General features: G+C 49.8%; 23 protein-coding genes and 1 riboswitch. Of the genes, 6 read left to right on the plus strand and 17 right to left on the minus strand.

Translation table 11 applies throughout. The features are described 5' to 3' along the window. Positions 1-17: 17 nt before the first annotated feature. The 10 genes from fliE to dprA form a co-directional block, all read right to left on the minus strand. Positions 18-323, minus strand: coding sequence for a flagellar hook-basal body complex protein FliE (gene fliE, locus AC15IQ_RS06820; RefSeq protein WP_483178101.1), 306 nt, complete (start codon positions 321-323; stop codon positions 18-20). A gap of 14 nt (positions 324-337) precedes the next feature. Then, positions 338-799, minus strand: coding sequence for a flagellar basal body rod protein FlgC (gene flgC / locus AC15IQ_RS06825; RefSeq protein ID WP_483178103.1), 462 nt, complete (start codon positions 797-799; stop codon positions 338-340). A 3-nt stretch (positions 800-802) separates the two neighbouring features. Further along, complete coding sequence (gene flgB, locus AC15IQ_RS06830; RefSeq protein ID WP_483178104.1) at positions 803-1,225, minus strand: flagellar basal body rod protein FlgB; 423 nt, start codon at positions 1,223-1,225, stop codon at positions 803-805. A 294-nt stretch (positions 1,226-1,519) separates the two neighbouring features. Continuing rightward, positions 1,520-2,305, minus strand: coding sequence for a GTP-sensing pleiotropic transcriptional regulator CodY (gene codY, locus AC15IQ_RS06835; RefSeq protein WP_483178106.1), 786 nt, complete (start codon positions 2,303-2,305; stop codon positions 1,520-1,522). 13 nt (positions 2,306-2,318) lie between these two features. Further along, positions 2,319-3,710, minus strand: a complete 1,392-nt coding sequence (gene hslU, locus AC15IQ_RS06840; protein ID WP_483178108.1) for an ATP-dependent protease ATPase subunit HslU — start codon at positions 3,708-3,710, stop codon at positions 2,319-2,321. 23 nt (positions 3,711-3,733) lie between these two features. Further along, positions 3,734-4,267, minus strand: a complete 534-nt coding sequence (hslV, locus tag AC15IQ_RS06845; protein ID WP_483178109.1) for an ATP-dependent protease subunit HslV — start codon at positions 4,265-4,267, stop codon at positions 3,734-3,736. Positions 4,268-4,270: 3 nt separating this feature from the next. Continuing rightward, the gene (xerC, locus tag AC15IQ_RS06850) at positions 4,271-5,176 is read right to left on the minus strand and encodes a tyrosine recombinase XerC (protein ID WP_483178111.1); all 906 of its coding nucleotides are present in this window, start codon (positions 5,174-5,176) and stop codon (positions 4,271-4,273) included. 57 nt (positions 5,177-5,233) lie between these two features. Next, positions 5,234-6,544: a methylenetetrahydrofolate--tRNA-(uracil(54)-C(5))-methyltransferase (FADH(2)-oxidizing) TrmFO gene (gene trmFO, locus AC15IQ_RS06855; RefSeq protein WP_483178113.1), complete on the minus strand. Its 1,311-nt coding sequence runs from the start codon at positions 6,542-6,544 to the stop codon at positions 5,234-5,236. Positions 6,545-6,557: 13 nt separating this feature from the next. Next, a complete protein-coding gene (topA, locus tag AC15IQ_RS06860) occupies positions 6,558-8,624 on the minus strand; it encodes a type I DNA topoisomerase (RefSeq protein ID WP_483178115.1) in 2,067 nt (688 codons plus the stop codon). A gap of 28 nt (positions 8,625-8,652) precedes the next feature. Further along, positions 8,653-9,828 (minus strand): DNA-processing protein DprA, encoded by a 1,176-nt coding sequence (gene dprA / locus AC15IQ_RS06865; RefSeq protein WP_483178117.1) that lies wholly within the window; start codon positions 9,826-9,828, stop codon positions 8,653-8,655. 96 nt (positions 9,829-9,924) lie between these two features. Here dprA and AC15IQ_RS06870 point away from each other — a divergent pair, with 96 nt between their 5' ends. From AC15IQ_RS06870 to AC15IQ_RS06885, 4 genes are all read left to right on the plus strand, one after another. Next, entirely contained in the window at positions 9,925-10,119 is a 195-nt protein-coding gene (locus tag AC15IQ_RS06870; protein ID WP_483178119.1) for a hypothetical protein, read from the plus strand. A gap of 181 nt (positions 10,120-10,300) precedes the next feature. Continuing rightward, on the plus strand, positions 10,301-12,406 hold the full coding sequence (locus AC15IQ_RS06875) for a histidine kinase N-terminal 7TM domain-containing diguanylate cyclase/phosphohydrolase (protein ID WP_483178121.1): 2,106 nt from the start codon (positions 10,301-10,303) through the stop codon (positions 12,404-12,406). Positions 12,407-12,611: 205 nt separating this feature from the next. Beyond that, complete coding sequence (locus AC15IQ_RS06880) at positions 12,612-13,199, plus strand: 5' nucleotidase, NT5C type (protein WP_483178122.1); 588 nt, start codon at positions 12,612-12,614, stop codon at positions 13,197-13,199. 151 nt (positions 13,200-13,350) lie between these two features. Next, positions 13,351-14,991, plus strand: a complete 1,641-nt coding sequence (locus tag AC15IQ_RS06885) for a stalk domain-containing protein (protein ID WP_483178124.1) — start codon at positions 13,351-13,353, stop codon at positions 14,989-14,991. A gap of 219 nt (positions 14,992-15,210) precedes the next feature. On the opposite strand, the gene AC15IQ_RS06890 is transcribed toward AC15IQ_RS06885, so the two are convergent. The 3 genes from AC15IQ_RS06890 to AC15IQ_RS06900 all read right to left on the minus strand — a co-directional run bounded on the left by AC15IQ_RS06890 (position 15,211) and on the right by AC15IQ_RS06900 (position 18,056). After that, complete coding sequence (locus tag AC15IQ_RS06890) at positions 15,211-15,639, minus strand: lipocalin-like domain-containing protein (protein ID WP_483178125.1); 429 nt, start codon at positions 15,637-15,639, stop codon at positions 15,211-15,213. Positions 15,640-16,069: 430 nt separating this feature from the next. Further along, the gene (locus AC15IQ_RS06895; RefSeq protein ID WP_483178127.1) at positions 16,070-16,891 is read right to left on the minus strand and encodes an enoyl-CoA hydratase/isomerase family protein; all 822 of its coding nucleotides are present in this window, start codon (positions 16,889-16,891) and stop codon (positions 16,070-16,072) included. Positions 16,892-16,952: 61 nt separating this feature from the next. Further along, positions 16,953-18,056, minus strand: coding sequence for an AIR synthase-related protein (locus tag AC15IQ_RS06900; protein ID WP_483178129.1), 1,104 nt, complete (start codon positions 18,054-18,056; stop codon positions 16,953-16,955). Between the two features lie 568 nt (positions 18,057-18,624). On the opposite strand from AC15IQ_RS06900, the gene AC15IQ_RS06905 reads away from it, so the two are divergent. Beyond that, positions 18,625-19,839, plus strand: coding sequence for a peptidoglycan-binding protein (locus AC15IQ_RS06905; RefSeq protein WP_483178130.1), 1,215 nt, complete (start codon positions 18,625-18,627; stop codon positions 19,837-19,839). A gap of 191 nt (positions 19,840-20,030) precedes the next feature. On the opposite strand, the gene trpD is transcribed toward AC15IQ_RS06905, so the two are convergent. The 3 genes from trpD to AC15IQ_RS06920 form a co-directional block, all read right to left on the minus strand. Next, positions 20,031-21,134, minus strand: coding sequence for an anthranilate phosphoribosyltransferase (gene trpD, locus AC15IQ_RS06910; protein ID WP_483178132.1), 1,104 nt, complete (start codon positions 21,132-21,134; stop codon positions 20,031-20,033). A 6-nt stretch (positions 21,135-21,140) separates the two neighbouring features. Next, positions 21,141-22,199, minus strand: coding sequence for an alcohol dehydrogenase catalytic domain-containing protein (locus AC15IQ_RS06915; protein ID WP_483178134.1), 1,059 nt, complete (start codon positions 22,197-22,199; stop codon positions 21,141-21,143). A 76-nt stretch (positions 22,200-22,275) separates the two neighbouring features. Then, a riboswitch (cobalamin riboswitch) is annotated at positions 22,276-22,446 on the minus strand. A gap of 90 nt (positions 22,447-22,536) precedes the next feature. Beyond that, positions 22,537-23,892 carry a DNA methyltransferase gene (locus AC15IQ_RS06920; RefSeq protein ID WP_483178136.1) on the minus strand — a complete coding sequence of 452 codons (1,356 nt, stop codon included), beginning with the start codon at positions 23,890-23,892 and terminating at the stop codon, positions 22,537-22,539. Between the two features lie 320 nt (positions 23,893-24,212). On the opposite strand from AC15IQ_RS06920, the gene AC15IQ_RS06925 reads away from it, so the two are divergent. Further along, a complete protein-coding gene (locus AC15IQ_RS06925) occupies positions 24,213-25,169 on the plus strand; it encodes an NAD(P)H-dependent flavin oxidoreductase (RefSeq protein WP_483178138.1) in 957 nt (318 codons plus the stop codon). A gap of 380 nt (positions 25,170-25,549) precedes the next feature. Here AC15IQ_RS06925 and AC15IQ_RS06930 read toward each other — a convergent pair whose 3' ends face one another. Next, positions 25,550-25,687, minus strand: a complete 138-nt coding sequence (locus AC15IQ_RS06930) for a hypothetical protein (protein ID WP_483178140.1) — start codon at positions 25,685-25,687, stop codon at positions 25,550-25,552. Between the last annotated feature and the right edge of the window lie 13 nt (positions 25,688-25,700).

Consider the following 25,700-nt stretch of genomic DNA (forward strand, 5'->3'; position numbering starts at 1 on the left):
CTTTGCTCTCCTGTGTTCTACATCTGCATGCGCATGATTTCCTGGTAGGACTCCACCAGGCGGTTGCGTATCTCGATAGTCAGCTGCAAGGCCAGGCTGGCCTTTTCATATGCAATCATGGTGTTGTGCAGGAAATCTTCATTGCCCAACGCCAGTTGCTGGGCGCTCAGCGATGCCTCTTGCTGCATCTTGTCAACCTGGCCTAATGCCTCTTGCAAATTATTCCAAAAGCTGCTGTCCGTGGCTTGCAGAGCTGTTTTGCTGGCAGCGCTGGAAACAGCGGGACTCGATAAAATGTTCAAACCGATAGGATCAACCGCCATGCTTCACCTCTCCTCTACCTGCCTATGCTCAAGGCGCGCTGAGCCATAGCCCGAGTAGCTTCGATCACCTTGGCATTGGCCTCATAGGCCCGGGTGGCAGAGATCATATTAACCATCTCTTCAACCACGTTGACATTAGGATATGTGACGTAGCCCTGCTCATCAGCATCGGGGTGTCCGGGTTCATACACCCGTTTAAAGGGGGCCGCCTGCTCATCCAGAGAGCGGATACCCTTGACCCTGACCCCTCCCCCGCTGCTGGCTGACATGCTCCGCTGCAAAACACTGGCAAAGCTGCTCCTTGGGGTGCTGCCCGGCCGGGATTCAAAAAGCACCACCTGCCTGCGGTAAGGGCCACTGCCTCCAGCCACTCGCGTGGTCTCAGCATTGGCCAGGTTGTTGGCGATGGTGTCCAGACGCAGCCTCTGTGCGGTCAGGCCGCTGGCGCTGATATCTATTCCATCCAAAAAGCTCATGACTTACCCCCTTCCGGTTATAGCGAGGCGCAATAGACGGATCTCATTGCTCATGCTCTGGCTGAGAGCCTCGTAGAGGAGATTGTTCTTGGTCAGGAGAGCCATTTCATTATCAATATCCACGTTGTTGCCGTCATTGCGGTACGATAAAGCGGTAATGCGATCGACCACTATACCGCCACCCGCGCTGCTGCGGCCGGCTTGTCCCTGAACGTGCCTGGGATCGGTATTAGTCAGCCTTTTGGTCCCTGGTCCTAAAAGCCTAGCCTCTTGCAGGTTCTTGGCGAACAACACCTCACTGCGTTTAAAGCCCGGGGTGTCGGCATTGGCAATATTGTTGGCAGTGACTTCTTTCGCACGCCAAGTTATGTCCATTGCTCTATTCAAGAGGGACTGAGTTCCTGAATTGAATACTCCATTGAGCAATATATCACCCCTTTGATGCAATATCAGAACTAAACCAATGCTTCTACTCAACCCAACAAAATTCCTGCATTTATTAGCAAAAACATCACATAAATCCGTAATTTTACATTATCTTTTGAGTGTTGGTATTCTGTCCAGAAAATAACACGGGACCGGTTAGAACCGGTCCCTGACCAAAAACCCTGATATTATCTTATTTATGTGAACAGATCCCTCTTCTGTGGGATTGCAACTTACTATCCGAATGCACCAAAGAGCCTCAAACTACCAGAGCTGGTCCCAGGTTCGGAGGGACTATTTTCTTAACCCTTCAAACAGATAGTCATTCAATACTTTGATATAAGTGCCCTTCATACCCAGGGAACGCGATTCGATTACCCCGGCGCTTTCAAATTTACGCAAAGCACTGACAATAACCGAGCGGGTGATTCCCACTTTATCAGCGATGCGGCTGGCCACCAGTAATCCTTCGGTGCCGTTTAGTTCAGCGATGATATGCTCAATAGCGCCTTTCTCCGAATAAGACAAGGTAGCCAGGGCAATCTGCACTGAGGCTTTCTTGCGGGCTTGATCTTCGACTCGTTCCGAGGTCATGCGCATGATCTCGTTGGCCACTACTATGGCTCCATATTCAGCCAGGACGATATCCTCATCAATGAATGGATTGCAATCGGTTCTGACCAAAATCAAGGTGCCGATGCGCTTGGCACCTCCGAATACCGGGGTGATAGACCAGATCCGCTTCGAGCAGTCACAGTCCCCGTGGTTGTAATTGAAGATGCACTTGCGCCCCTTTTCCAGGACCACATTAGTCTGGGTCTCCTGAATGTTGGTGAACTCCTGGTTGAAGCTCTCCGGGAAGCGCTCCGCATGGTAGATCAACTTCTGTACATCCTCACAGGTAGTATCGGGGTGAAAGGCGTAACCCGTGATCTGCCCGCGCCGCCCCACGATAAAGACGCTGCACTCCAGGTTGACAGACAGCACCTCGCAGATCTCATAGAAATTAACCGGATTGCCCCCGATCTTCTGCAGGGTTTTGTTGATGGAGCGCGATTTTTCTAAAAGTGTTCTGCCCATTGATCATGACCTCCTACAATATAAATCTGCTCAAATCCTCGTCCTGCACGATCTTCTCCAGGCGCTGGCTCACAAACCCCTGGTCAATAGCCAGACTCTGCCCCTGCATATAGGGAGCGTGGAACAACAGGTCTTCCAAAACCCTTTCCATGATGGTATGCAGGCGACGAGCTCCGATATTCTCTGTGCGTTCATTGACATCGGCGGCCACAGCGGCGAGATAGTCGATGGCTTCGGGGGTGAAGGAAATACTGACCTCTTCCGCCGACAAGAGCACAGTATACTGTTTCAGCAGTGAATTGTCCGGCTCAGTCAATATGCGTTTCAAATCTTCCTTACCTAGATTCTGCAGCTCCACCCGAATGGGGAAGCGGCCCTGCAGTTCCGGGATAAGGTCTGAAGGTTTGCTGACATGGAAGGCTCCGGCGGCAATAAACAATATGTGATCGGTCTTGACCGGCCCGTATTTGGTCATGATGGTGGAACCCTCCACTACCGGCAATATATCCCGCTGAACCCCGCCGCGAGACACATCAGGCCCGTAGCCCCCATCACGACCGGCAATCTTGTCGATCTCATCCAGAAAAATGATGCCATCTTGTTCAGCCCGGGTAACGGCCTGGCGGTTCACTTCGTCCATATCGATCAATCGTCCCGCCTCTTCATGGGTCAGCAAGCGACGGGCTTCCGCGATGGTCATCTTTCTTTTCTTGCGTTTTTTGGGCATCATATTGCCGAACATGTCCTGCAGGTTGACCCCCATCTCCTCAACCCCGCTCCCGGTAAAAACCTCCAGCATAGATGGGGTCTTCTCCTCCACTTCGATCTCCACGATGCGGTCTTCCATCTCCAGACGGTTTATCTTCTGGCGCAATATGGCGCGCTGATCCTCAACCGATTTGGGCTCCGGCTCTTCTTCCGGGGCAGGTTGCTTCTGCGCCCCGCCCAACAACATTTCAAAGGGATTAATGGCTGCCAGGTTCTTATGCTTGCGCGGCAGGAGATATTCGGCGATGCGTTCCTCTGCCAGCAACCGGGCGCGGTCAGCTACTTCCTCCATCTTCTCCGCTTTGACCATGCGGATGGCGGTCTCCACCAGGTCCCTGACCATGGAGTCCACATCCCGTCCCACATAGCCCACTTCAGTGAATTTGGTTGCCTCCACTTTTACGAAGGGGGCTTTGACCATTTTGGCCAGACGGCGGGCTATTTCCGTCTTGCCCACTCCGGTGGGACCAATCATGATGATATTTTTAGGATAGATCTCATCCTGCCACTCAAGGCTCAGCAACTTGCGCCGGTAGCGGTTGCGCAATGCTACCGCCACGGCTCTCTTGGCTTCCTGCTGCCCCACAATGTACTTATCCAGTTCGGCTACGATTTCTTTAGGGGTAAGATTCTGCATGTTGTCCTCCTAACTGACCGATCTTATTCGATGGTCTCCACGGTGATGTGATGATTGGTAAATATGCAGATATCTGCAGCGATGGATAGGGCCTCACGAGCAATCTCCCCAGCATCCAGGTCGGTATGTTTGACCAGCGCACGGGCTGCTGCCAGGGCATAAGCTCCCCCCGAACCGATAGCGGTGACTCCGTCATCCGGTTCGATCAACTCCCCATTTCCTGAAATCAACAGCATTTTCTCCCGATCGGCCACGATAAGCAGGGCTTCCAGCTTCCTTAAGATCTTATCATTGCGCCAGTCCCGGGCAAGTTCTACCCCGGCCCGGGTGAGGTTGCCGCCGTGTTGTTTGAGCTTTTCTTCAAAGCGCGAGAACAAGGTAAAGGCATCAGCGACTGAACCGGCAAAACCGGCGATGATGCGCCCTTCATAAAGACGCCGCACCTTATTGGCGGTCTGCTTCATGACCGTGTTCTGGCCGAAAGTGACCTGACCATCACCGGCAATGGCTGTTGTTCCGTTTTTTCTCACAGCTACAATGGTCGTACCTTTAAACATATGCTACCTCCTGGGAAGAGTCCGATTATGGACCCGTTTTATATCTTCTTTGGTGAGATGGGTATAAATCTGGGTTGTGGACAGCTTGACATGGCCCAGAAGTTCTTGCACCGAGCGCAGGTCAGCTCCCCGGTTCAAGAGGTGGGTGGCAAAGGTATGCCTTAGTGTATGGGGGCTGACCTTAGTATTGATGGCCAGTGCCTCCACGTATTTATTGATAATATTCCGCACTCCCCGCATCGATAATTGTGCCCCGAAGCGGTTCACCCACAAAGCCTGGGTCCCCTGGCCTTTAGTAATCAGTTTGTCCCGGGCTTTGAGATAATGCTGCACCCATTGGGCAGCAGCCTTTCCCAGGGGCACGATGCGATCCTTGCCCCCCTTGCCCTTTACCTTGACCACGCCTGACTGAAAATTGATATCGGCAGCACTAAGCCCCACCAATTCAGATACACGTATGCCGGTGGCATACAACAGTTCCAGGAGTGCCCGGTCTCTTAAGCCCAGAGGTGTGGAGGTGTCAGGGGCTTCGATCAACTGCGTGACTTCAAGGGGGTATAGAAAATTGGGCAGGCGCTGCTCCTGTTTGGGGGTGGAAACGGCAGCGATGGGGTTGCTGGGCAGGATATTCTCCCGGCACAGGTAGCGCACCAGGGAGCGCAGAGCAGCCAGTTTGCGGGCCAATGTGGAGCGGCGCAGACCCTGCCGCTGCAACCAGGCCAGATAATCCCGTACCGCTCTGTGGTCGATCAGGGTCACGCTCAGCTCCCCATAATCCACAGCCTGGCGCTGGGCTAGGAATTGAAAGAATTGATCCAGATCGGTCCGGTAGCTGATCAGGGTCAGCCGGGAAGCATTCTTGACCACCCGCAGATAGTTTAAAAAATCCTCAATATATTGTGAAATCATTGTCTTTCACCCGATTTTGCTTATCTAAGCACAAATGCTAGCACAAATGGGCGACTTTTACAATGTGTTTTGCAACAATTCAGAAAACTCATGCATATGCTTGAGGGACCTAGTCATATAGGCCAAATTTCTTTGCTTTTTGTCCTTAATTTTTCCGGGCAGAGCTGGAAGTAGGCCGAAATTGGCGTTCATGGGCTGAAATTTAGCATTAGCAGCGCTGCTGATATGTTTTATCAAAGCCCCCAGCATAGTGGTTTCAGGCAGTTCCAGGGGCTTTTTTCCCTGCATCCAACGTGCCAGGCATAAGCCCGCCCATAGACCACTGGCGGCAGATTCCATATACCCTTCCACCCCGGTCAGCTGTCCGGCTATAAACAGTCCCGGGCGAGTGGTGAATTGCAGATCAGGGCTAAGACAGCGGGGGCTGTTGATATAAGTGTTGCGGTGCATCACCCCATAGCGAACAAACTCAGCATTTTTAAGACCAGGTATGAGGCGCAGCACTCGGTCCTGTTCCCCCCAACGCAGGCGGGTCTGAAAACCGACCAGACCCCATAATTGCCCTTCCTTATCCTCCTGCCGCAGCTGCACTACCGCATACGGCCGAGGGCCGCCCTCGACCGGGCTTAAACCCACCGGCCGCATGGGGCCGAAGCGCAGCGTGTCTACTCCGCGCTGGGCTATGAATTCGATAGGCATGCAACCCTCGAATACCATCTCCCGGTCAGCCGCATGCGGCTCCAAAGCGTCGGCTGCTACCAATTGTTCATAAAAGCACAGGTATTCCTCCCTGGTCATGGGACAATTGTAGTAATCGGCACTGCCTTTGCCATAGCGGGAGGCCTTATAAACGATGCTTTCATCCAAGCTGACCCGGGTAACGGTGGGGGCCACAGCATCATAAAAATACAGATTTTCTGCACCGCTGATCTCCTGCAGGGCTTTCGCCAGAGGAGCGGAGGTCAACGGTCCGGTGCAGATGATGCAGGGCGCCTGCGGGATGGTCGTGATCTCTTCGCGACGCACCGTTATTAAGGGGTGGGCTTCGATTTGTTCAGTTACCATCCGGGAAAAACGGCTGCGATCCACGGCCAGGGCAGAGCCGGCCGGCACCCGGGTCGCCTGGGCACAAGGCAGCAACAGAGAGCCCAGGATGGTCATTTCCGCTTTGAGCAGACCCTGGGCAGTATCGGAATGTTCTGATTTAAGGGAGTTGCTGCACACCAACTCGGCCAGGTCTCCCCCCTGGTGCACGGGGGTCTGCTTATCCGGGCGCATCTCCCAAATAGTAACCCGAATGCCCTGCCGGGCAAGAGCGTATGCCGCCTCGCACCCCGCCAGGCCACCACCGATTATATCTGCATGCACTTAGCGGCTCATCTCATTTCTTAACGTATTTGCACTCCTGATTCTGGCATACGGCCTTTTTGGATTTATCCGAACCGAGCTTCTCTACCATGACCTGCCCACATTGCGGGCATAGTTCACCGGTGGGCTGATGCCAGGAGACCAGTTTGCACTCCGGATAATTGCTGCAGCCATAAAAGCGGCGGCCTTTCTTGCTCTTTAAGCCTACGATATTTCCGCCGCACCAAGGGCAGACGATACCGGTCCCTTCATTTATTGATTCGGTGTGGCGGCAGTCGGGGAAGCCTGAACAGGCCATGAATTTTCCGAAACGGCCGTGTTTGATGAATAGCGGGCGGCCGCACTGGGGGCATTCTTTACCGGCCTCTTCGTCCTTGAGCTCTACTTTGCCGATCAATTCCTTGGCCTTTTCCAGATCCACGGCAAAGGGTTCATAGAATTCCGCCACCACCTCACGCCAATCCAGCTTGCCCTCCTCGATCTGATCCAGTTCTTCCTCCATGTGGGCGGTAAAATCCACGTCCATGATTTTAGGGAAATTGGCTTTGAGGAGATCGACCACAATTGTCCCCAGCTCAGTCGGGGCAAATTGGCGGTTTTGGCGCTCAACATAATTGCGCTTTAGGATGGTATCGATAATCGGGGCATAAGTACTGGGACGGCCGATATTATTATCCTCTAAGAACTTTACCAGACTGGCCTCAGTGAAGCGCGGCGGGGGCTGGGTGAAATGCTGCTGGGCATCCAGTCCTTTTAAGCTTAAGGCCTGATTCTCTTTCAAAGCCGGCAGAGGTTTACTGCTGTCTTCCTCGTCGTTGTCATTATATACCTTCTTATAACCCGGGAACTTCAATTGGGATGAGGTCGCCCTGAGCCCGTAGTCCCCGGCCTTGATATCTATAGTTACACTGTCATATACCGCCGGGGTCATCTGACTGGCAACGAAGCGTTCCCAGATCAATTTATAGAGCCGGTATTGGTCGCGGCTGAGACTGTTCTTGACGCTCTCCGGAGTGCGAGATACCAGGGTGGGACGTATAGCTTCGTGAGCGTCTTGAGCGCCTTTCTTGCTCTTGTATTCGTTGGGCTTGGCAGGGGCATAGTCGGCACCGTACTGAGAGCTGATAAACTGCAAAGCTTCCTGCTGCGCCACGCTGGCGACGCGGGTGGAGTCAGTCCTTAAATAGGTGATAAGGCCGATGGTCTCTTTACCGATTTCCAGTCCTTCATACAGCTCCTGGGCCACTTTCATGGTGCGCTTGGAATAGAAATTTAGCTGTTTACTGGCCTCCTGCTGCATAGTGCTGGTAGTAAAAGGCGGGCTGGGTTTCTTCCGTTTCTCTTTGTTCTCGATCTTGGACACCAGAAAGGAAGCCGCCTCAAGGTCATTGACTACCCGCTCTTTGTGGTCCGCGTTGCCGATCTCCAGTTTGTTGTCCTGGTAAGAGTTCAGTTTGGCAATGATATGGTGCTTTTTATTGTCAGCCAGCTCGGCGTTAATGGTCCAGTATTCTTCACTCACGAAAGCCCGGATTTCTTCTTCGCGCTCGCAGATGAGGCGCACCACCACCGATTGCACCCGGCCCGCACTCAGGCCCTTGCGCACCTTGCTCCACAGCAAGGGGCTCAAGTTGTAACCCACCAGACGGTCTAAGACCCGTCGGGCCTGTTGCGCATTGACCCGGTCCAGATCGATTGGGCGCGAATTCTTGATGGCCTGCATCACGGCATCTTTGGTGATTTCGTGAAACTCGATGCGGCATTTGCTGCCTGCAGGTATTTTCATGGCGTTCTGCAGATGCCAGGCAATGGCCTCCCCTTCCCGGTCAGGGTCAGTTGCCAGTAAGACCCGGGTGGCTTTGGAAGATTCGTCTTTTATTTCTTTAAGAATGTCCCCTTTGCCGCGGATGGTGATGTATTGGGGTTCAAACGATTTATCCACATCAATGCCCAACTTGCTTTTGGGCAAATCCTTAATATGGCCTACCGAGGCCTTTATCTTATAGGTTTTCCCCAGAAATTTTCCTAATGTCTTGGCCTTGGCGGCCGATTCCACAATGACCAGGGTGCTGCCCGCCAATCATCTCACCTCTCCTGTGTTTGTTAATCTAGCCAATCTTTACATAGTAATTGCCCGGCAATGATTGTACTATACCTTCTAGCTCCAGCTTTAGCAAGGCTAAGCTTAATTCTCCAGGGTTTAGTCCGCTCACTCGCAGCAGTTCGTCGCGGTGGCAGCGTTCATAGCCCAGATGGATCAGGATCAATTGCCGGGCTCTATCATGCAGGGGCAGAGACATTTGCTCCGGAGCCTTTTCGGTTGCTACCGGCTGGTATCCGGGCAACTCTTCCAATATATCTTCCACACCAGACACCAGCTTGGCACCCTGCTTAATCAACTGATTGGTTCCCATACTGTATGGACTGCTGATTGGGCCAGGTATGGCAAAAACCTCTCGCCCCTGCTCAAGGGCGAAATCGACGGTGATCAGGGCTCCGCTTTTCTGTTGGGCTTCCACCACTAAGACCCCCAGAGAAAGCCCGGAAATGATGCGGTTCCTCATCGGGAAATGATTGGCCAAGGGCGGGGTGTCCCACGGGAACTCGCTCACCACCAGCCCGCGCTCACAAATCTGCTGATAAAGAGGGGCATTTTCACGAGGGTAGATAATATTGATGCCAGATCCTAAGACACTTATAGTATTCCCCCCAGCATCCAGGGCACCTTGATGGGCTTGACTGTCTATACCCCGGGCCAGCCCGCTCACAATGGTCAATCCCTGGGCGGCCAATTGCGCCGAAAACTCCCGGGCATTTTTGCGTCCATACTGTGTAGCCCGGCGCGATCCCACTACGGCCAGGCCAGGCTCCGAGCCTAACTCCGCTCTGCCACGCACATACAGGATCTGGGGCGGATTGTGTATGTGCTGCAGCTGAAGAGGATAACCTGGCTCGCCCCACATAATCATGTCCACTCCCATATCATCCATGCTGGCACCGATTTGCACAGGGTCCAGGTTGCGCATTCGTTCAACCAAGGCAGCAGCCACCATCGGTGGTAAAATGTCCTGCAGTACTGTTGGGGAAGACCGGAATAGGTCTTCACAGGTGTATTTCCCCAGTAAGCCTGATAACAGCTTATTACCTATTCCCGGAGTTCCGTGCAGGATGCTCAGCCTGCCTTTTTCCACGCTGTCCATATACACCAACCCTATAATGGTACTTGAACAGGAACGATTTTCCAATCTATTGCCATTGATAACATAAATATTTCTGTGCTGCAAGCGTTAAATCCCCATCGATTTAAAATACCCAGTATTTTCTTTACGTTTAATATCTATGCCGGGGAAAAATAAATTTGATGATTCATGCATTATTAGATGAAAGGAGTGACAGACTTGCTATCCGATATGATGGACCGCCGCAATTCCGCGATCAGGAAAATCATGGGCAATGACAAACCCGATCCTGGGACCTATAGTTTTCTGCAGCCTGGCTGGTGGGCTTTGCATGCCGCCGCCATTACCGGCCTGTATATAATGGCGAAACGCGCCGGCAGAGATGACTGTTATTAATTGTAGTATGGCCTTTAAAGTTAACCATGCAAACCGATAGGCTCCACACCTCGGCAGGGGGCGATCGATAGATCGCCTCTACATAACAAGCATTTTAGTAGGGATTTTGTACAAACCCCTATGGTTTTCATCTTTTTTCTTCGATACAGTAACCATATGGTATTGTGCAAGGAGATCCGAAATGCTGTTAACAAGCGCCAACTATTTCGCCCTACTAATTTATCTATTCATGGCTTTTCATGTCTACCACACCAATCCGCGGGATAAACTCAACCGCCTACTCGCGGCGATATGTCTGTTGTTCTTCCATATTGCCTTTGTTGAGCTCCTGGTTATAAACACTGCCGACCCACGAACTGCTTATTTTTTTAAGCAGATTCAGCAATTAGGCTGGTTAAACTATCCGGGACTGCTATTGATGATGGCCTTTATTGTGAGCCGCCGAGATTATTTAGTTAATAGTCTCACCAAGCAAGCAGCTTTATATGTTCCCGGGATAATGCTCAGTCTTTATGAACTGTTTATTAACAATTACGCGCTTCGGGACCATTCGATTACGGGTATGATGATCCAAATCGAATATGGATACATCTATTTATACTTGTCTCTTTGTCTGCTTTTGAATCTGGACTGGACTCGAAATACTGATTCGCGGCGGCAAAAGAAACAATCTTCCATAATCCTCACGTTTGCACTCACAGCGTTCGCTATTGGGGTCTTAAACGACTTGTACTTGAGCAGGCACATCCCCAATTACCCCTGTTTGAGCCAATTCACCTTTCTTTTAATCATTTTCGCCATATGGTATGCCAGGGTTAAATACCGCTTTATGAGCATTGCTTCCCTTATCACCGCAGAAGATATAGTCAGCAAGATCGATGAAATCGTGCTGGTGGTTGATGCCGATGGCTGTATTGTGTACATGAATACTGCTGGGGAGAGTGCCCTGGGCTTTGACAAAGCTGATATAACCGGGATTTCTATAGACAATATCCTCAATATAGATTTCACTGCAGCCCTTCACGAAACCTTAGGCACATCTATGTTGGTCTGGAAACAGGAACTATTTCTCCGCACCTGCCGGGAAATGAGTCTGCCGGTTAAAGTCAGTATCTCAACGATAAAAGATTCCCATGACGACTTGACAGGTTTGTTGCTGATCTGTCAGGACCAGACCATGGTCAAAGAACTGCAGACGGAAATAAACCAGCGCAAAACCAAGGAGCGCCAGCTCCAATACCTCAGTCTGCATGATTCATTGACCGGTCTCTATAATCGCACTTACTTTGAACAGCAGATGAGCCAGGCTAAAGGCCACAAAAGCATCATTGTCTTCGATGTCGATGGTTTAAAACTTATTAACGATACTTTTGGTCATGAATGCGGAGACCGTCTTTTGGTCAATGCGGCAACCACCATACATTCCGCCCTGGATAATGGCCTTAGTCTGGCACGTATCGGCGGTGACGAATTTGCGGTCTTGATTCCCCACAATGATCGGGAACGCATCCACCAGATGGGGTCTGCCGTAAATCGCGCGGTGGAGCAATACAACCAGGCCCACCCCCAATTAATGCTAAGCATATCCATGGGTTTCGCGATATCCAGTTCTCCTTTTCAGGATGTCAATGAATTGTACCGCGAAGCCGATGACAATATGTACCACGAAAAACTCAACCATATGCAAAGCTTCAGGAGTGGCATGGTACAGGGCATGATGAAGACTTTGGAGGCCCGCGATTTCTTGACTGAAGGACATGCTGAACGCCTCCGTGAACTGGTTTGGAAAATGGGCAACTACGCCGGGCTGAGAGCCAACATGCTCACCAACCTGCAGCTTCTGGCCAAATTTCACGATATCGGCAAGGTAGGCATATCTGACCAGATACTGTTTAAACCGGGCAGGCTGACAGACAGCGAAAGGATGGACATGCAGCGCCACAGCGAAATCGGCTACCGCATCGCGCAATCCATTCCCGAATTGAGCAGCATCTCCGATCTGATCCTCAAGCACCACGAACGCTGGGATGGTACAGGATACCCGCTAGGCATGAAAGGTAAAGATATCCCCTTGGAATGCCGTATACTGGCCATAATAGATGCCTACGACGCCATGACCAACGACCGCCCCTATCGTCAGGCCATGCCTGAAGAAGAAGCCCTGGCTGAAATAGAACGCCACGCTGGTACTCAGTTCGATCCCGTACTAGTTGCCACTTTCCTTAATATGTTGAAAGACTACAGTGAAGGCAAGACCTCAAGGCCTATCGAGGAAGCCGCACTTTAGTATTCCCAACCGATTGAGGACTCTTCCGACCCTGGTCAGCTTATCTAAATCTGATTACACACCTCTGATTCACACCTTCGCTATCATACGGAGGTGCATCGTCAGAAGGCGTCCGTAAAGGTCCGCTTTTATGTTAACATTAAGGTGCCGCAGAAACCTTGGGGGGTTATTAATAAGACTTATGACGGGGAGGAGGAATCGTAGGATGGTCATCGGCATCGATATAGACAACACCATTACCCATACCACCGAGATGATCATGCATTATGCCCGGATATTTGGTGCTCGCAAAGGACTAAACACTGTATCCGACCCGCGCTTTTATTATCTGGAAGACGCCCTGGGCTGGGATCAAGCTGTAGCAGATGAGTTTCTGTTTCAATACCTGGGCCATATCTATCGTGAGATGCGCCCCAAGGAAAAGGCCGTGGAGGTTATCCGTGAGCTGAAAAAGGACCACCACATCATTCTCATAACCTCACGCAATCAGCAATATCCTCAAGTAGAGGAGGCCACCTCGGTCTGGCTGAAACAGCATGGTGTGGAATACGACCGGCTTATCCTGAATGCCACCAGCAATATGCACTATTTCAGCAAGCTGGCGGTATGCCTGGAAAATCAGGTGGACTTGATGATAGAAGACCATCATGACCTGGTCAGTGAAATCAGTGCCCATATGCCGGTATTAATGTTCGATTACCCCTATAACAGCCATCTCAAGGCGGATAACATCATCCGCGTACGACACTGGGAGCATATCCGCCTCTGGGTGCGCTCATGGCAGCAAGCCTAGCGGTTTATATCCGGGTTGTATCGGCAAACAGATCGTGGTTTCCACGCTTTTGCGGACACCATGGCGGATATTAGGCTTGTAAAATATTGGTTAGCAAATCTATAATACAAGTAATTGGTAGGGCCTATGTTTTATTGAAGGAGGTAGAACCATGAGAAAAATCACTGCAGCTATGTTGATCGTGATGGTGATGCTATTATCCATGCCCGGGATGGCAGCCGCCGCAGAAACCCCCAAACAGGACTTCATTTCTTATTTCACCGCATATTATACTCAATCCATGCAATTGCAGCAGACCATTTTTGAAGCCATGAACACAGAGACTCTCCATTTCAATGCCAATGCCAACCTCCGGGAATTCGAGATGGTGCAAGATGACGGCACCACCATCAGTAACATCCCCGGCAATGGCTCCGTGACTCTGGACTTCAATCTCGCTCAGAGCAAAGGCGCCAGTCATTTCGAGGGCAGCCTTTTCGATAAGCAGGTTAATGGTCATATTTATATCTCCGGTGATGATATTATCATCCCTCGTGAAACGATTCTGTCACTGAACAATATCGGCGCTGACTTCTCCGAATTGGGGGATTTAAACCAGCTGCCCGCCTATATTGTCTTTCCCCTGGATATCAGTGCGGATGAAAAATCCGCAATAACTGCGGCCTGGAGTGAGAGTATCGTCTATCAGGAACAGCAGATGGCAGTTGCACAGGATCTTGTGGTGGAAATCCTGGAAATCATTCCAGATCGCTGTTACTCTTACAGCGGAGGTTTTGCCGTGCTGGACCTTCATCAAATCGCCAGGGACCCGGCGCAGCTATTGACTAACCTTAAGAACCACAGCGAAAGTTTAAGCGATAAATTCGCTGCTATCTTGTTAAGCAATCCCACCCTGAAAAATGATTCCAATTTTCAGTACCAGATTACTCAAAGCAAAAATGAGATAGTGGCCGCAATAAATAGCCTTACTATCGAAGATCTAAAAGAATTCCAGAAGAATACGCCCATAAACCTGAAACAGGGTAAGGTGTATGCCTCACCTGCCCGCATCAAAGCTGATCTGGATCTGAGCGGAACTTTTGGAGATGCTGAAATCAGCTTCAACTTGCAGCAAGATACGCGATTGACCTCCAACCAGATGAATTCGCTGCAAAAAGCACAATTATCGGTACATACTGATGAATTCAAATTAAATCTGAATCTGTCATCAGAGGGCAGCACCGATTTCAACAAGGTTGCCGGTAAAATGACTCTGTCGGGGCAATGGAACGAGGTAAAAGATAAGGGTGATGTAAACCAAGCCAGGGCTGTGCTGGATATGGACATGAACCTCGATTGGTCAGGCAAAAACGCTATTAATATTCCACAACTGAACGCCAATAACAGCAAAACCGTGCAACCGTCAAACCATCAGGTCAAAAAGCCCGATCAGCCCATACAGGTCGTCCTGGACGGACAGAAAATACCCCTTCAGGGGATCAATCCAATTGTATCAAATGGCAGGACCATGCTGCCCGCCGCAGTATTGGCGGATGCATTGGGAGGCAGTGCCTCCTGGCAGCCCCCTGACACAGTCACACTGTCCAATGGCAGTGCTGATCAGATGGTAATGCGGATCGATTCCACCGAATACACTGTAGGCGATCAGTCATATACCATGGATGCATCTCCTTTTATTCAAGAAGGCCGCACCTACGTCCCGGTCCGGGTGATAGCTGAATACTTTTCCCTTTCAGTTATGTGGGACCCCGACAACCGTATAATATTCCTTTTTAGTGTTCCCAACGTATAGAACATGACCTTATTTATAGAGGCTGTGCTTAAGCCCTTGGGACTTAAACACAGCCTCTTAAATAGGTTCCAGACAGTATAACCTCACGGTTGGCCGCAATGGCCTGTCCATCGTTTTGCATCTATAACTATATGTTGGCCATTTCTTGCATAATAATTAATCTAGCCGGGTACCATCGAATACTATAACTATATACTTGCCAATCTTTAGCGCATTGGTTTACAACGTCTTCTGCCACACCAAATATCCGGTATATGGTTTGCCCCGTAGTGTGACCGGCGGGGTTGCCAAAACCAGGTTGCCGTTGGAGAAAGACGGGAAACGGATGAAGGTCGTACCTACCCAATTGGGGAAATATCCTATTTCGATGTGATGAAAGATCCGGTCCTCCAAAACCTTATACCTGCCCGCATAAGTCATAAATCCTTTAGCCAGACCAATTTTTTCATGGTCGGGAAGCATCCCGAAATCCTCAGTAGAAACACACGGCCGGTCAGTGCGCGTTATAACTGCTGTCATATAACCTTTGGGATCATAGATAATGATACCGTCAGCTTCTTTGCCGTAAGGATAGAAACAAGCACCGTCTTCAGCCTCATATACGAAAGACAGTAGTTTCCAACTACCCCAAATTTGTTGATCGATCATATTTGTTCACCTCCTGGCCTTAATTGCTTCTAGAATCCCTTCAACAGTTGATATCCAATTCTAGAGCAAAAACTGTGCCAAGACATCACAGATAGATAAATGTCTGGAATAACCTCGGGTAGCCGCAAAGAATGGGTATTCTGAATACAACATGTCAAAACCCTGGTATTTTCAAAAGCCTGCATTAGTGTATGAAAAAAAGGACACTGTACAGCCTGGTGCACAATCAAGTGACTCAGGGATGCTTTTTTCAACTCTTACAATCCGGCTGATTCCACCCCCATCAATGTGTCACCGTAGCCAGCCGGAGCTACTGAATAAGTGTTTTTTGTCCAAATGGCAACGGTATTATGCGGGTTTTGCAGGCATCAATTTGCCAAAGTCACTTAAGAAAGTGACTATTTCAGTATCACCGGAATCATCCCTTGACTCACCGGCCTTCAAAAACCGGTACTCTTTTTTCGCGTATGGCAGACAGCCCTTCTTTATAATCCCGGGTCGAACTCAATATGGTCTGGCACATGGCTTCTGCCGCCAGGGCACTGTATAGATCTCGCTCCAATCCATCGTAAATAGCTTTCTTGATGTACCTGGCAGCAATAGGAGCATTCGCTGCAATTCGGCCAGCTATATCCAGGGTGAAATCCATTAGGACATCGGGGGCAACGACATGGTTTACCAAACCTATGCGCAGTGCTTCGCCGGCATCAATAGCTTCACCCAACAAGCACAGTTCCAACGCTTTAGCAGTCCCCACCAACCGGGGCAAATTATAGGTACCGCCCATGCCGGGATTAAGTCCTAGTTTAATAAATGACATGGATAATTTCGTATCGGCACTGGCAATACGCATATCACAGGCCATGGCCAGACATAGACCGGCGCCGATGGTGTGTCCTTTGATAGCTGCAATCACCGGTATTTCCAGTTCTCTTACTGACAGAAAGCGCTTATAAAACGCTTCTCCGGTAGTCTGGCCTTGGGCAGGCGATCTATCATAAAGTGAAAAAATGGTATCCAAATCACCGCCGGAACAGAAGGACTTACCCTCCCCGGTAATGACTAAAACTCGAATATGCTCTTGCTGTTTTATGGTTTCGATAGCCGCCCTGAATTGATCAGCCATGTCATAATTCATCGCGTTATGGGTTTTGCTGTGATTAAGGCTGAGAACAGCAATATCGCCTTTTTGCTGCAAAGATACTGTTTCCACGTAAACATAGTCCCTTTCTTCAGTACTATTATTGGCCAAGGGGCAAGGTCACTACATTTTAATTTTTACCTGTGCCCACATACTAACGTAATGATAGTAACTAGGCCATTAATTCAGCCATCTGTTCTTCAGAAGGCTTATTGGGTATGGTGGCGATGGTCTGACCATTGAATTCAAAAATACAGCAGTCTTCATCATTGATTTCGCCAATAACAGCGGCTATACCATTCTTGGCACGGATAGCGGCCAAAACTTCGTCGACATACTGCGGCTCCACTTGCAGCAGCATACGAGCTTGAGTCTCGCAAATAAACACTTCTTCCGGCGTTATAGCCGCATCCTTTACCGGCACCTGATCAAGTTTGACCCGGGCTCCCAGTCCCCCGTATCGAGCTGATTCGCATACCGCCGCCCCTATGCCGGCTGCTCCCAGGTCAGAACAAGCCTTTATCTTTCCGGTGGCAAATGCTGATAGAGTAGCTTCCATGGTAGTGCGTTCTTCAGCGAATACGGCTACGGCTGGTTGCAGTACATCCACCAGGCCGGCCCGATAAAGGGTGTCATTGCCGTCCGTGCCGGTTTCTCCAATAATGATGATTTTATCACCAGCCGACTTGGCTGGTTTAGTAAGCGGGTGTTGCGTGACCTGTTGGCCGATCACAGCCACCACCACAGCGGGAACGATATCGCTGAAAGAAGTCGAAAAGCCGCCCCCGACCACGAACACCCCCATGGTTTCACACATCTCAGCCATGCCTTTGAGCATCAGGTTGACCCTGTCCTGGCTGGTCATAACCTCGCAATGCCCGCAGGTGCATTTTCCATCGAAGCCACAGGGACCCACGATCACTTCCTGCTCCAGAGGGCGGGTGCCGATGAAATCCAAAACGAACAGCGGCCTGGCACCCATTGCCACCACATCCCGCATCGCTCCTCCGGCTCCGGTAGCAGCCGCGTCATAAGGTCTCGGGACACTAGGAGAACAATGGCTCTCCATTTTTGCAGCAATAAAGCAATCGGTTCCTGGAATTTTTACCACCGCAGCATCGTCATTGGCATCTGGGCCCACCAATAAAGCCCCCGGCCAAGTCTGTTCGATTTTCTGATTAAGCTGTTTAAACAGATTAAAATCGATAGCTTTGTCAATATTGTGGTGCAGGTGTACAAACAATGCGTGCATGAGCGCCTTTTCAACAGTATTCATTCTTAAATGCCTCCGTTCTAATTGCTTTGATGACCTTACTATTATTTGTTGTTTAGCTAAATTAATCCTTGCTGACACACTATATTATAATATCAAACTTTGTTGAATCAATATAAAATACAAGAATACAATTCGACAGAGCGAACATTATCATAGGGCTTCCTCAAACGGCCATATCCGGTCACCGATCGGATATGGCCTGATTGCACTTCTTGGGATACTCGCTTTCCGCAATTATTTTCCGATTTCCTGATTGTTGCGGGAAGCAGGAAAGTCCTTCGTCCATAAGGATCAGGTCAATAAAAGCCTCATTTTTCCACACAAATCTGATGGCCACATGATTGTCCCTAAACCCCATTATTTCCTATTTATAACGTATAATCCCTCTCTTTGCCATTATTTACCGCCATAATTCGGCAGGTATTATCCAATTTTTGTTGAATTTTGTCTTGGTTTACTTTTTTACCAATATAAATTTATTTAGGAAAGGTTTGATTTTTTATGTAGTATCTTGATTCGTTTAACTTTATTGCCTTAATAAGATTTAAAAGGAAGGGACTGATTATTCTTGAAAAATATCCACGATTTCTTAAAAAGGTTCGCAATAGCAGCCTTCTTGATATTGTTCTCATTGACGATGGTGATTCCGTCAGTACATCCAGCAACTGTTGCTGCCGCCACCGCAAATTATGGGACCAAGGATTTGACCTCAGGCAGTCAAGGCTCAGCTGTCACTCAGTTACAGAAAGATCTGGCTGGGCTAGGCTTTTACTTATATAGTATTGATGGCTGGTTTGGGCCCAAAACCCACGATGCAGTCGTCAAGTTCCAGAAATCCGCGGGATTAAAAGCAGATGGATTGGTAGGTTCAATCACCAAGTCCTCTCTAAATAAAATCTTAACCCAGGATTTGACCTTAGGCAGTCAAGGTTCAGCCGTCACTAAACTACAAAAAGATCTGGCCGGGTTGGGTTATTACTCATACAGCATTGATGGTTCATTTGGGCCCAAAACTCACGATGCAGTCGTCAAGTTCCAGAAGTCCCAGGGATTAAAAACAGATGGCCTGGTAGGTCCGATAACCAAGTCCGCTCTAGAAAAGGCCTCAACAGCACCCTCCAAGGCTTCCAGGAAGACAGTCACTATTGCAGCCGGCACTACTTATGCAACGCCTATGTATATTATTGACAGCGGCGTCTCAGGACCAGTGGTTATGATCGTGGGCGGTGTGCACGGCAACGAACCCGCCGGGTACACTGCAGCAGGGAAGGTAAAAGATTGGAAAATAAAAAAAGGTAAACTAATTGTGCTGCCCCAGGCCAATAAAAAGGCGGTACAAAACAAAACCCGCACTTATAATGGAGACCTCAACCGCGCTTTCCCTCAAAGCAGCAGCGGAACCGGTAATAATACCCTTGCTAAATCGATCTACTCTGCGGTTAAGAAGTATGATGTCGACTGGCTGATGGACATGCATGAAGGCTACAACTACACAAAAATCAGTGATTCAGTGGGACAGAGCCTGATTTATTATCCCACAACTACTACAAAAACGATGGCCAACGCTATAGTGAGCAAGCTGAACAGCGGCATCAGCACCTCGTATAAGAAATTCACTCTGTATCGCTACCCGGTTAAAGGCAGTCTGGCCAGGGCTTGTGGTCAATATCTGGGAGTAAAGGCCTTTATTTTTGAAACTGCCAGCAAACCGAGTCTCAGCGTGCGAGTCAATTACCAAATGAAAGCGGCCGATACCCTGCTGTCACGCCTGGGGATGATCTAGACTTCCAGGTTGGCAACTGCTTAACGAATATGTTAAGGCCCAATAACCCGGCCTTTGTCAGGGTTATTGGGCTTTTTAGTCACCTTGGGCATACCGTTACACCTAGTTACAGCGGGAAGTTGGCTCTGGTCTTGACTGCCAACAGTTGAATCACAATATACTCCCCATTAAACAAACCACAGTATAACCGTTTACATTCTTGCAAGAAGATTGTTCAATTTAACCATTCCTTGTTCGGGGTCCAAGTTCTGAGCTGCCACCCACTGTTTCAGCTTTTGCAGCGCAAGTCCGCTATAGACCATATCACGAGCTATTTGCAGGCTTGCAGCGATAGTACTGTCAGGTGTGCCGACATAGATTACCAATGCGGCGTTCAAACAAGCGATATCAGTCCGGGGGCCGTTTTCAAGACCCGCAATTACGCGCAAGAATTGCAGTACTTCCTGTTCTCGGTCGGCATGGGGAGCGATATCCTCGAGGCCCGCCCGTCTAATGCCATATTCTTCCGGAAAGAAACCGTATTCGCGAATGGAGCCGTCTGGATGCAATTCCGCCACCAGAGTCTCTCCTATAGTCGATGCTTCATCCATGCCCCGCTCTCCGCTGGAATCCAATCCATGCACCACCACCGCACGCTGGTATCCGATCTCGTTCATCACCTGGGCTACCGGGTTCAATAATGCCCGATCGTAGACGCCCCGAACGCCAATCCGGGGCAGGGCAGGGTTGGCCAGGGATGCCGCAATGTTGAGCACTGTGCCAAAGGCTATCTGTGATAGTATTCTTCCCAGACCTTGGTGTATATAAGGACTCATGCCGTTAAAAATACCTATACCGGCTGTTTCAATACTGTGCTTCACCAGGGCTGGTGGCCCTTCAACATCAATACCCAGACTCTCTAAGAGGTCGATCGTGCCGCAACTGGAGGTAATAGCGCGGCTGCCATGCTTGGCCATTACCACCCCGGCGGCCGCTGCTATTATTGCAGCTGCCGTACTGATATTAAATGTTTTCATACTGTCCATCCCGGTGCCGCAATTTTCAACCACATGGCTGCCGACATCCAAAACGATTTTACAGGTGTCGTATTCATATATCGCTTCCCATATCCCGGCAATTTCCTCCGCAGTCTCGCCCTTTGCAGCCAATGCGCTCAAAAACGCTCCCTGCTGCAGGGCAGATTGCTTATCTAAAATCACCTCAGCAAACAAGGCTTTGGACCGTTCCCGCGACTGATCTACCTGATTGATTAACTCAGTTATAGTCCTTCCAAATTCCTGGGCACACAATGACATTTCGCATTACCTCCCTTTCTTCATATACAGCACTATTTTCATTTCCTTCCCCAAAGCTATCAAATCCAACCCTTGTTGCAGTTCACCCAATGCAATGCGTCTAGTGATCAGGTCTTTGACCGTCACATCGCCTCCATTTATCAACTGCATTGCAGATTGATTGTGTTTTGCGGAACAACCGTATGCACCAACAACGGTCAGTTCCAGGTAGTGAATCAAATTCCACTCTGTATTGGCAATGTCAGGGCAGGGGGTCAATCCACTAAAAAATCCGATACGGCCCCGCTTCGCACATACTTTCAGTGATTCCCTAAAGGCTTCCGGATTGGGACAGCAAGGAATAACCACATCCGCCTGGCCTCGTTTTGTGACTGCTGCCAATATTTCCAAAAGGTCTTTTAAGTCAGCGGCCAAAAGGCATTGGTTTTCCAAACCCTCTAAAAGCCTCATCCTATCAGGTTGTGGCTCGACTATGATGATATCTTTAGCCCCCCGGCTTCTGGCCAAACGGGCGTTCAAAACACCCAGGGGGCCGCCCCCCCAAATCAGAACTACATCCCCATCACCAATATGCAGGGCATCCTGCATATTTATGGCGCATGCCAGGGGTTCCGTCATACAAGCTTCTTCAAAAGACAAACCGGTAGGGATGTAATTAAGTACGCCAGTTTTTACCGCTGCAGCGGGTATGTGCAGATACTCCTGAAACCCGCCATCTCTATGAAAGCCCATGATTTTCACCCGATCGCACAGGTGATCAAAGCCCTGTTTGCAAAAACGGCATCTGCCACAGGATATTCCCGGAGCCACCTGCACTCTGTCGCCAATACAAAAGCCGGTCTGCTGCTGGCTGGCGTCAAGCACTGTGGCGGTGATTTCATGCCCCAATACCCGGGGAAGCCTGAGATCCCGTTGTCCGACAGTATAGGCTTTCATATCGGTGCGACATAGGCCGCACACTTCTACGGCCAGTAACACATCCCCCTTTTGACATCGAGGTTGCGGACGTTCTTCAATCCTTATCTTGCCTATGTTCTCTAAAACTGCAGCCTTAATATTAAACACCCCCTAAAAAAATAAAGTCCATACCTTAAAAAGGTATGGACTCTCCAATTCCCTACCAGGTTAAAACCGAAAGGTTTCAACCTTCAAGCTACAGGCAGGTCTCCTGACTCAGCTTCTTCACCGATGCGCCCCTTCCCCCTTGCGGAGTGGTTTATGGCCTGGCTCAGCTTTACAGTGGCGGGCCCGTCCGGGAATTGCACCCGGTTCCCTATTCTCCCTATTGGGCACCTGTAACCCTGAAAGACTATATTTTATGGTTTATACTAGGTGTAATTCAAGGCTTTGTCAAGTATTATCTATGGCTCTGTCTTATTTAATGACTGCCGAGCTACAACGGTCAAAACTGTGCAGTAGCCACTGCTGTGGCGCCGAATACATCGTGTATCCGAACCGCTATCTGAATAGGCTTGGCAGGCTTTTTAAGGCGGGTGGTGATTTGCAGCGGCAAATCGCCGTCCATACGCTGGCTGGTCCTTAGTACCTGCAGATCAGAATTAAATATTTGACCATCGTAATTGAGATCGATCTCCCAGAAATCTATATAATGAACCCATGGAATCGGCTTCACTTCCTGTCCGGGCTGGTAGCTTTGTATCCCGACTTGCAGCAGCATATCTGCCGCATCGAACTCATTAACCAACAGTGGTTTTAGTATCAGCCGTCCAGCATTTTCAGGCTGGCCTTCGCAACTCTCCACCGTAAAGGGGCGGGCAGGCATCTTTAGCAAACGTTTCATAGCGGTTTCGATGGCAATGACACTGTTATCACAGGTTATCCAGGTACGGCCTCCTGATTCACAAGCCTGGGCCGTGGTGGCCGAACCTGCATAGAAGTCACCTATCAAATCACCGGGGTTGGAGGCGGCGGAAATGATGCGTTCCAATAAGGCCAAGGGCTTTTGAGTAGGGAACTTGAGGTTTTCGTAGGCGGTGGGACTGAGGATCTTGTTGATGTCAGTCCACCAATCCTGCATCAAGGCACCTTGTGAGTGCAGCCGGTAGCGGTCTCCTTTGACCCGGGTCAGGCCTCTTTCCACCGTCCCCGGGGAATAAGGGCGGTATTGGGGGTTGAATGTATAGTCAGGGCCCTTGGCATACCACAGGATCAGGTCATGTTTGCGATGGAAATGGCGTTTAGTGCCGGTGCCACCCCCGTAGCACCACACAATTTCATTAATTAGAGCCTCAGGGCCGAAGATCTCATCCAGCAAGATTTTAACATAGTGACTGACATGCCAGTCCAGATGCACAAAGAGGCTGCCATTTTCATTTAATAGGATTTTCATCATTTCCAAACGCTCAAACAAATCCTGCAGGAAAACATCCAGCTCGCGGGGGCCCACATCGCTGAATACCTGGCGCTCCACGGACTGGGAGTGGTCTTTATCGCCGATAGCTATTCGGGACATATACTTCTGGTTGCTAAGGTAAGGAGGATCTATATAGATTAGATTGAATTGACTTTCATAGCCATTTTGCAGGAGGTGGTTCATCACCCTCAGATTGTCCCCATGAAACATGCGGTTTTGTGGGTCCCCATAAGGGCGAATGGGTTCTTCCAGCCACAGTGAGTTGTCCGGGTTCACTGGATGAGGATATATGCGCGATACTGCAACTGGTCCCATGCTGCCGAAACTTGTGGGCGGATTATCATTACGCCCCTCCCAGAACAGCTTCACTTTTTGGTTTGCCAAAACCCTCATCCTCCCGGTTGCAGAACATCGATCCGGTATTATCCAGACTCCTCTGCCTCAACCCTTTTTCCGCATTGTACCATAAAAAAAGGGTTAGGCCCTACAACCCAACCCGCTTATTCTGAGGGCACCTCCAGGTGCACCAGGTTGTCTGCCATGAATGCGTATCCAACTGTATCTTGCCAACGAAAAAGCATAAGTTCACAAGATGTTGTTCCCCACCCTCAACCTTTTTATGGCCTCTTTGATGCTGGTATTGCATTACATACTATACAGACGTAATATTGTTGTTAAACAACCTATGAAAGGATGGGAAAGACATGTTTAGGACCAGGGTGACCGAAAAATTAGGAATCGAGTATCCGATTGTGGTTGGGACCATGATGCACATCTCTGATCCGGTGTTCGTGGCTGCGGCTTCAGAAGCGGGATGTCTGGGCGTTTTGGCTTCAGCGATGTATAAGTCAGAAGAAGATTTGAAAAATGCGGTTCAACAGGTACGTTCCCTAACCAGTAAGCCGTTTGCAGTCAATCTAAACCTCTTTCCCGCCAGAGTACCAGTTGATAATGCAGCCTATGTGGAAATGCTCATCGATGCAGGGGTTAGGATTATCGAGACCTCCGGCCACGGCATCCCAGAGCAGTTAGTCCCCGTTTTAACACGGCCTGATGTCACCTGGATCCATAAATGTGTGGGATTGCGCTATGCACGTAAGGCTGAGTCTTTAGGAGCCGATATGGTTACGGTGGTGGGATATGAAAACGGCGGGGCGACCGGAATTTTGGACATTGGCACATTTGTCCTCATTCCTACAGTAGCCCGCTCCCTGCATGTACCGGTGATCGGTGGGGGAGGGGTGACCAATGGACAAGGGCTGGTAGCAGCTCTGGCTCTGGGCGCCGAGGCTGTGATTATGGGCACCGCTTTTCTGGTGGCCGAAGAGTGTCCGATACACATCAATCTTAAGAAGGCGCTGCTGGAGGCCACAGAAACGGATACCACTTTGATCCTAAGATCGGTTGGAAACACCCACCGAGTTTGGAAAAACAAGAAAGCCAAGGAGATCATGCAATTAGAAAGTGACCAAGCTTCTGGCGATACTGTGATCAGTGCAGCTTCAGGCGACAATAACCTGCTGATGTACCAAAGCGGAGATATTGCTAAAGGTACTATCTCCTGCGGGCAGGGCATAGGAATGGTAAATGAAATCAAACCTATCAAAAGTATAGTAGGCGATATTATTAGCGAGGCCGAGTCGGTAATTAAAGGGCTTTAAGAATTGGCTTGAATGCGGGTGGGGTGTACCGTGAACGTGAAAGACGACGGTTTTAACCGTTGGCCCCAATGTCAGTTGCAATGCTGCTGTTTACCGACGCTATGATCGCGGCAACCTGCCAGAGGTTACCCGCGCTTTGCCGATCTAATTCCAGGGGTAACTTATGAACTGCTGGCGTCCAGACACGGAAGCTGGTTTTTGGATCTGGCAGCGTGGCAAATGATAATTGCACTTCTTCTCAAGCAGTAGCGGAAGCCTGGGAGGATAGGTTGGGGAGGCTACCGATTGATTGAGCAGCCGACTCCTGGCAGAAGAGGCCATCCCATTGCCTGATCCGCCGCATTCCTTCCTGCAATTGGGCAATACTTGACCCCTCAGGTTTATTCAGAGGACATTTCCAGGCGCACCAGATTGTCTACGGTGAAGGCATTTTCCGCTGATAAGTAACCCTGAGTCAGGGGCAGCAACAGGCCTAGAACGGTCATCAGCAGCACTAACGTCATGATCCTATTGCCCATATCCAAGCCTCCT

Source organism: Syntrophomonas sp. DTU019, from assembly GCA_913757435.1.
Taxonomy (GTDB): Bacteria; Bacillota; Syntrophomonadia; order Syntrophomonadales; family Syntrophomonadaceae; genus DTU019.

What these genes read in the sequence shown, in the direction of transcription:
- AC15IQ_RS06900 (WP_483178129.1), bottom strand. Translation starts at nt 18,056, where the DNA reads ATGAATACTGTTGAAAAGGCGCTCATGCACGCATTGTTTGTACACCTG.
- fliE (WP_483178101.1), bottom strand. Translation starts at nt 323, where the DNA reads ATGGCGGTTGATCCTATCGGTTTGAACATTTTATCGAGTCCCGCTGTT.
- AC15IQ_RS06875 (WP_483178121.1), top strand. Translation starts at nt 10,301, where the DNA reads ATGCTGTTAACAAGCGCCAACTATTTCGCCCTACTAATTTATCTATTC.
- AC15IQ_RS06890 (WP_483178125.1), bottom strand. Translation starts at nt 15,639, where the DNA reads ATGATCGATCAACAAATTTGGGGTAGTTGGAAACTACTGTCTTTCGTA.
- hslU (WP_483178108.1), bottom strand. Translation starts at nt 3,710, where the DNA reads ATGCAGAATCTTACCCCTAAAGAAATCGTAGCCGAACTGGATAAGTAC.
- AC15IQ_RS06885 (WP_483178124.1), top strand. Translation starts at nt 13,351, where the DNA reads ATGAGAAAAATCACTGCAGCTATGTTGATCGTGATGGTGATGCTATTA.
- codY (WP_483178106.1), bottom strand. Translation starts at nt 2,305, where the DNA reads ATGGGCAGAACACTTTTAGAAAAATCGCGCTCCATCAACAAAACCCTG.
- trpD (WP_483178132.1), bottom strand. Translation starts at nt 21,134, where the DNA reads ATGTCATTGTGTGCCCAGGAATTTGGAAGGACTATAACTGAGTTAATC.
- AC15IQ_RS06880 (WP_483178122.1), top strand. Translation starts at nt 12,612, where the DNA reads ATGGTCATCGGCATCGATATAGACAACACCATTACCCATACCACCGAG.
- AC15IQ_RS06930 (WP_483178140.1), bottom strand. Translation starts at nt 25,687, where the DNA reads ATGGGCAATAGGATCATGACGTTAGTGCTGCTGATGACCGTTCTAGGC.
- xerC (WP_483178111.1), bottom strand. Translation starts at nt 5,176, where the DNA reads ATGATTTCACAATATATTGAGGATTTTTTAAACTATCTGCGGGTGGTC.
- flgC (WP_483178103.1), bottom strand. Translation starts at nt 799, where the DNA reads ATGAGCTTTTTGGATGGAATAGATATCAGCGCCAGCGGCCTGACCGCA.
- AC15IQ_RS06925 (WP_483178138.1), top strand. Translation starts at nt 24,213, where the DNA reads ATGTTTAGGACCAGGGTGACCGAAAAATTAGGAATCGAGTATCCGATT.
- hslV (WP_483178109.1), bottom strand. Translation starts at nt 4,267, where the DNA reads ATGTTTAAAGGTACGACCATTGTAGCTGTGAGAAAAAACGGAACAACA.
- AC15IQ_RS06870 (WP_483178119.1), top strand. Translation starts at nt 9,925, where the DNA reads ATGAAAGGAGTGACAGACTTGCTATCCGATATGATGGACCGCCGCAAT.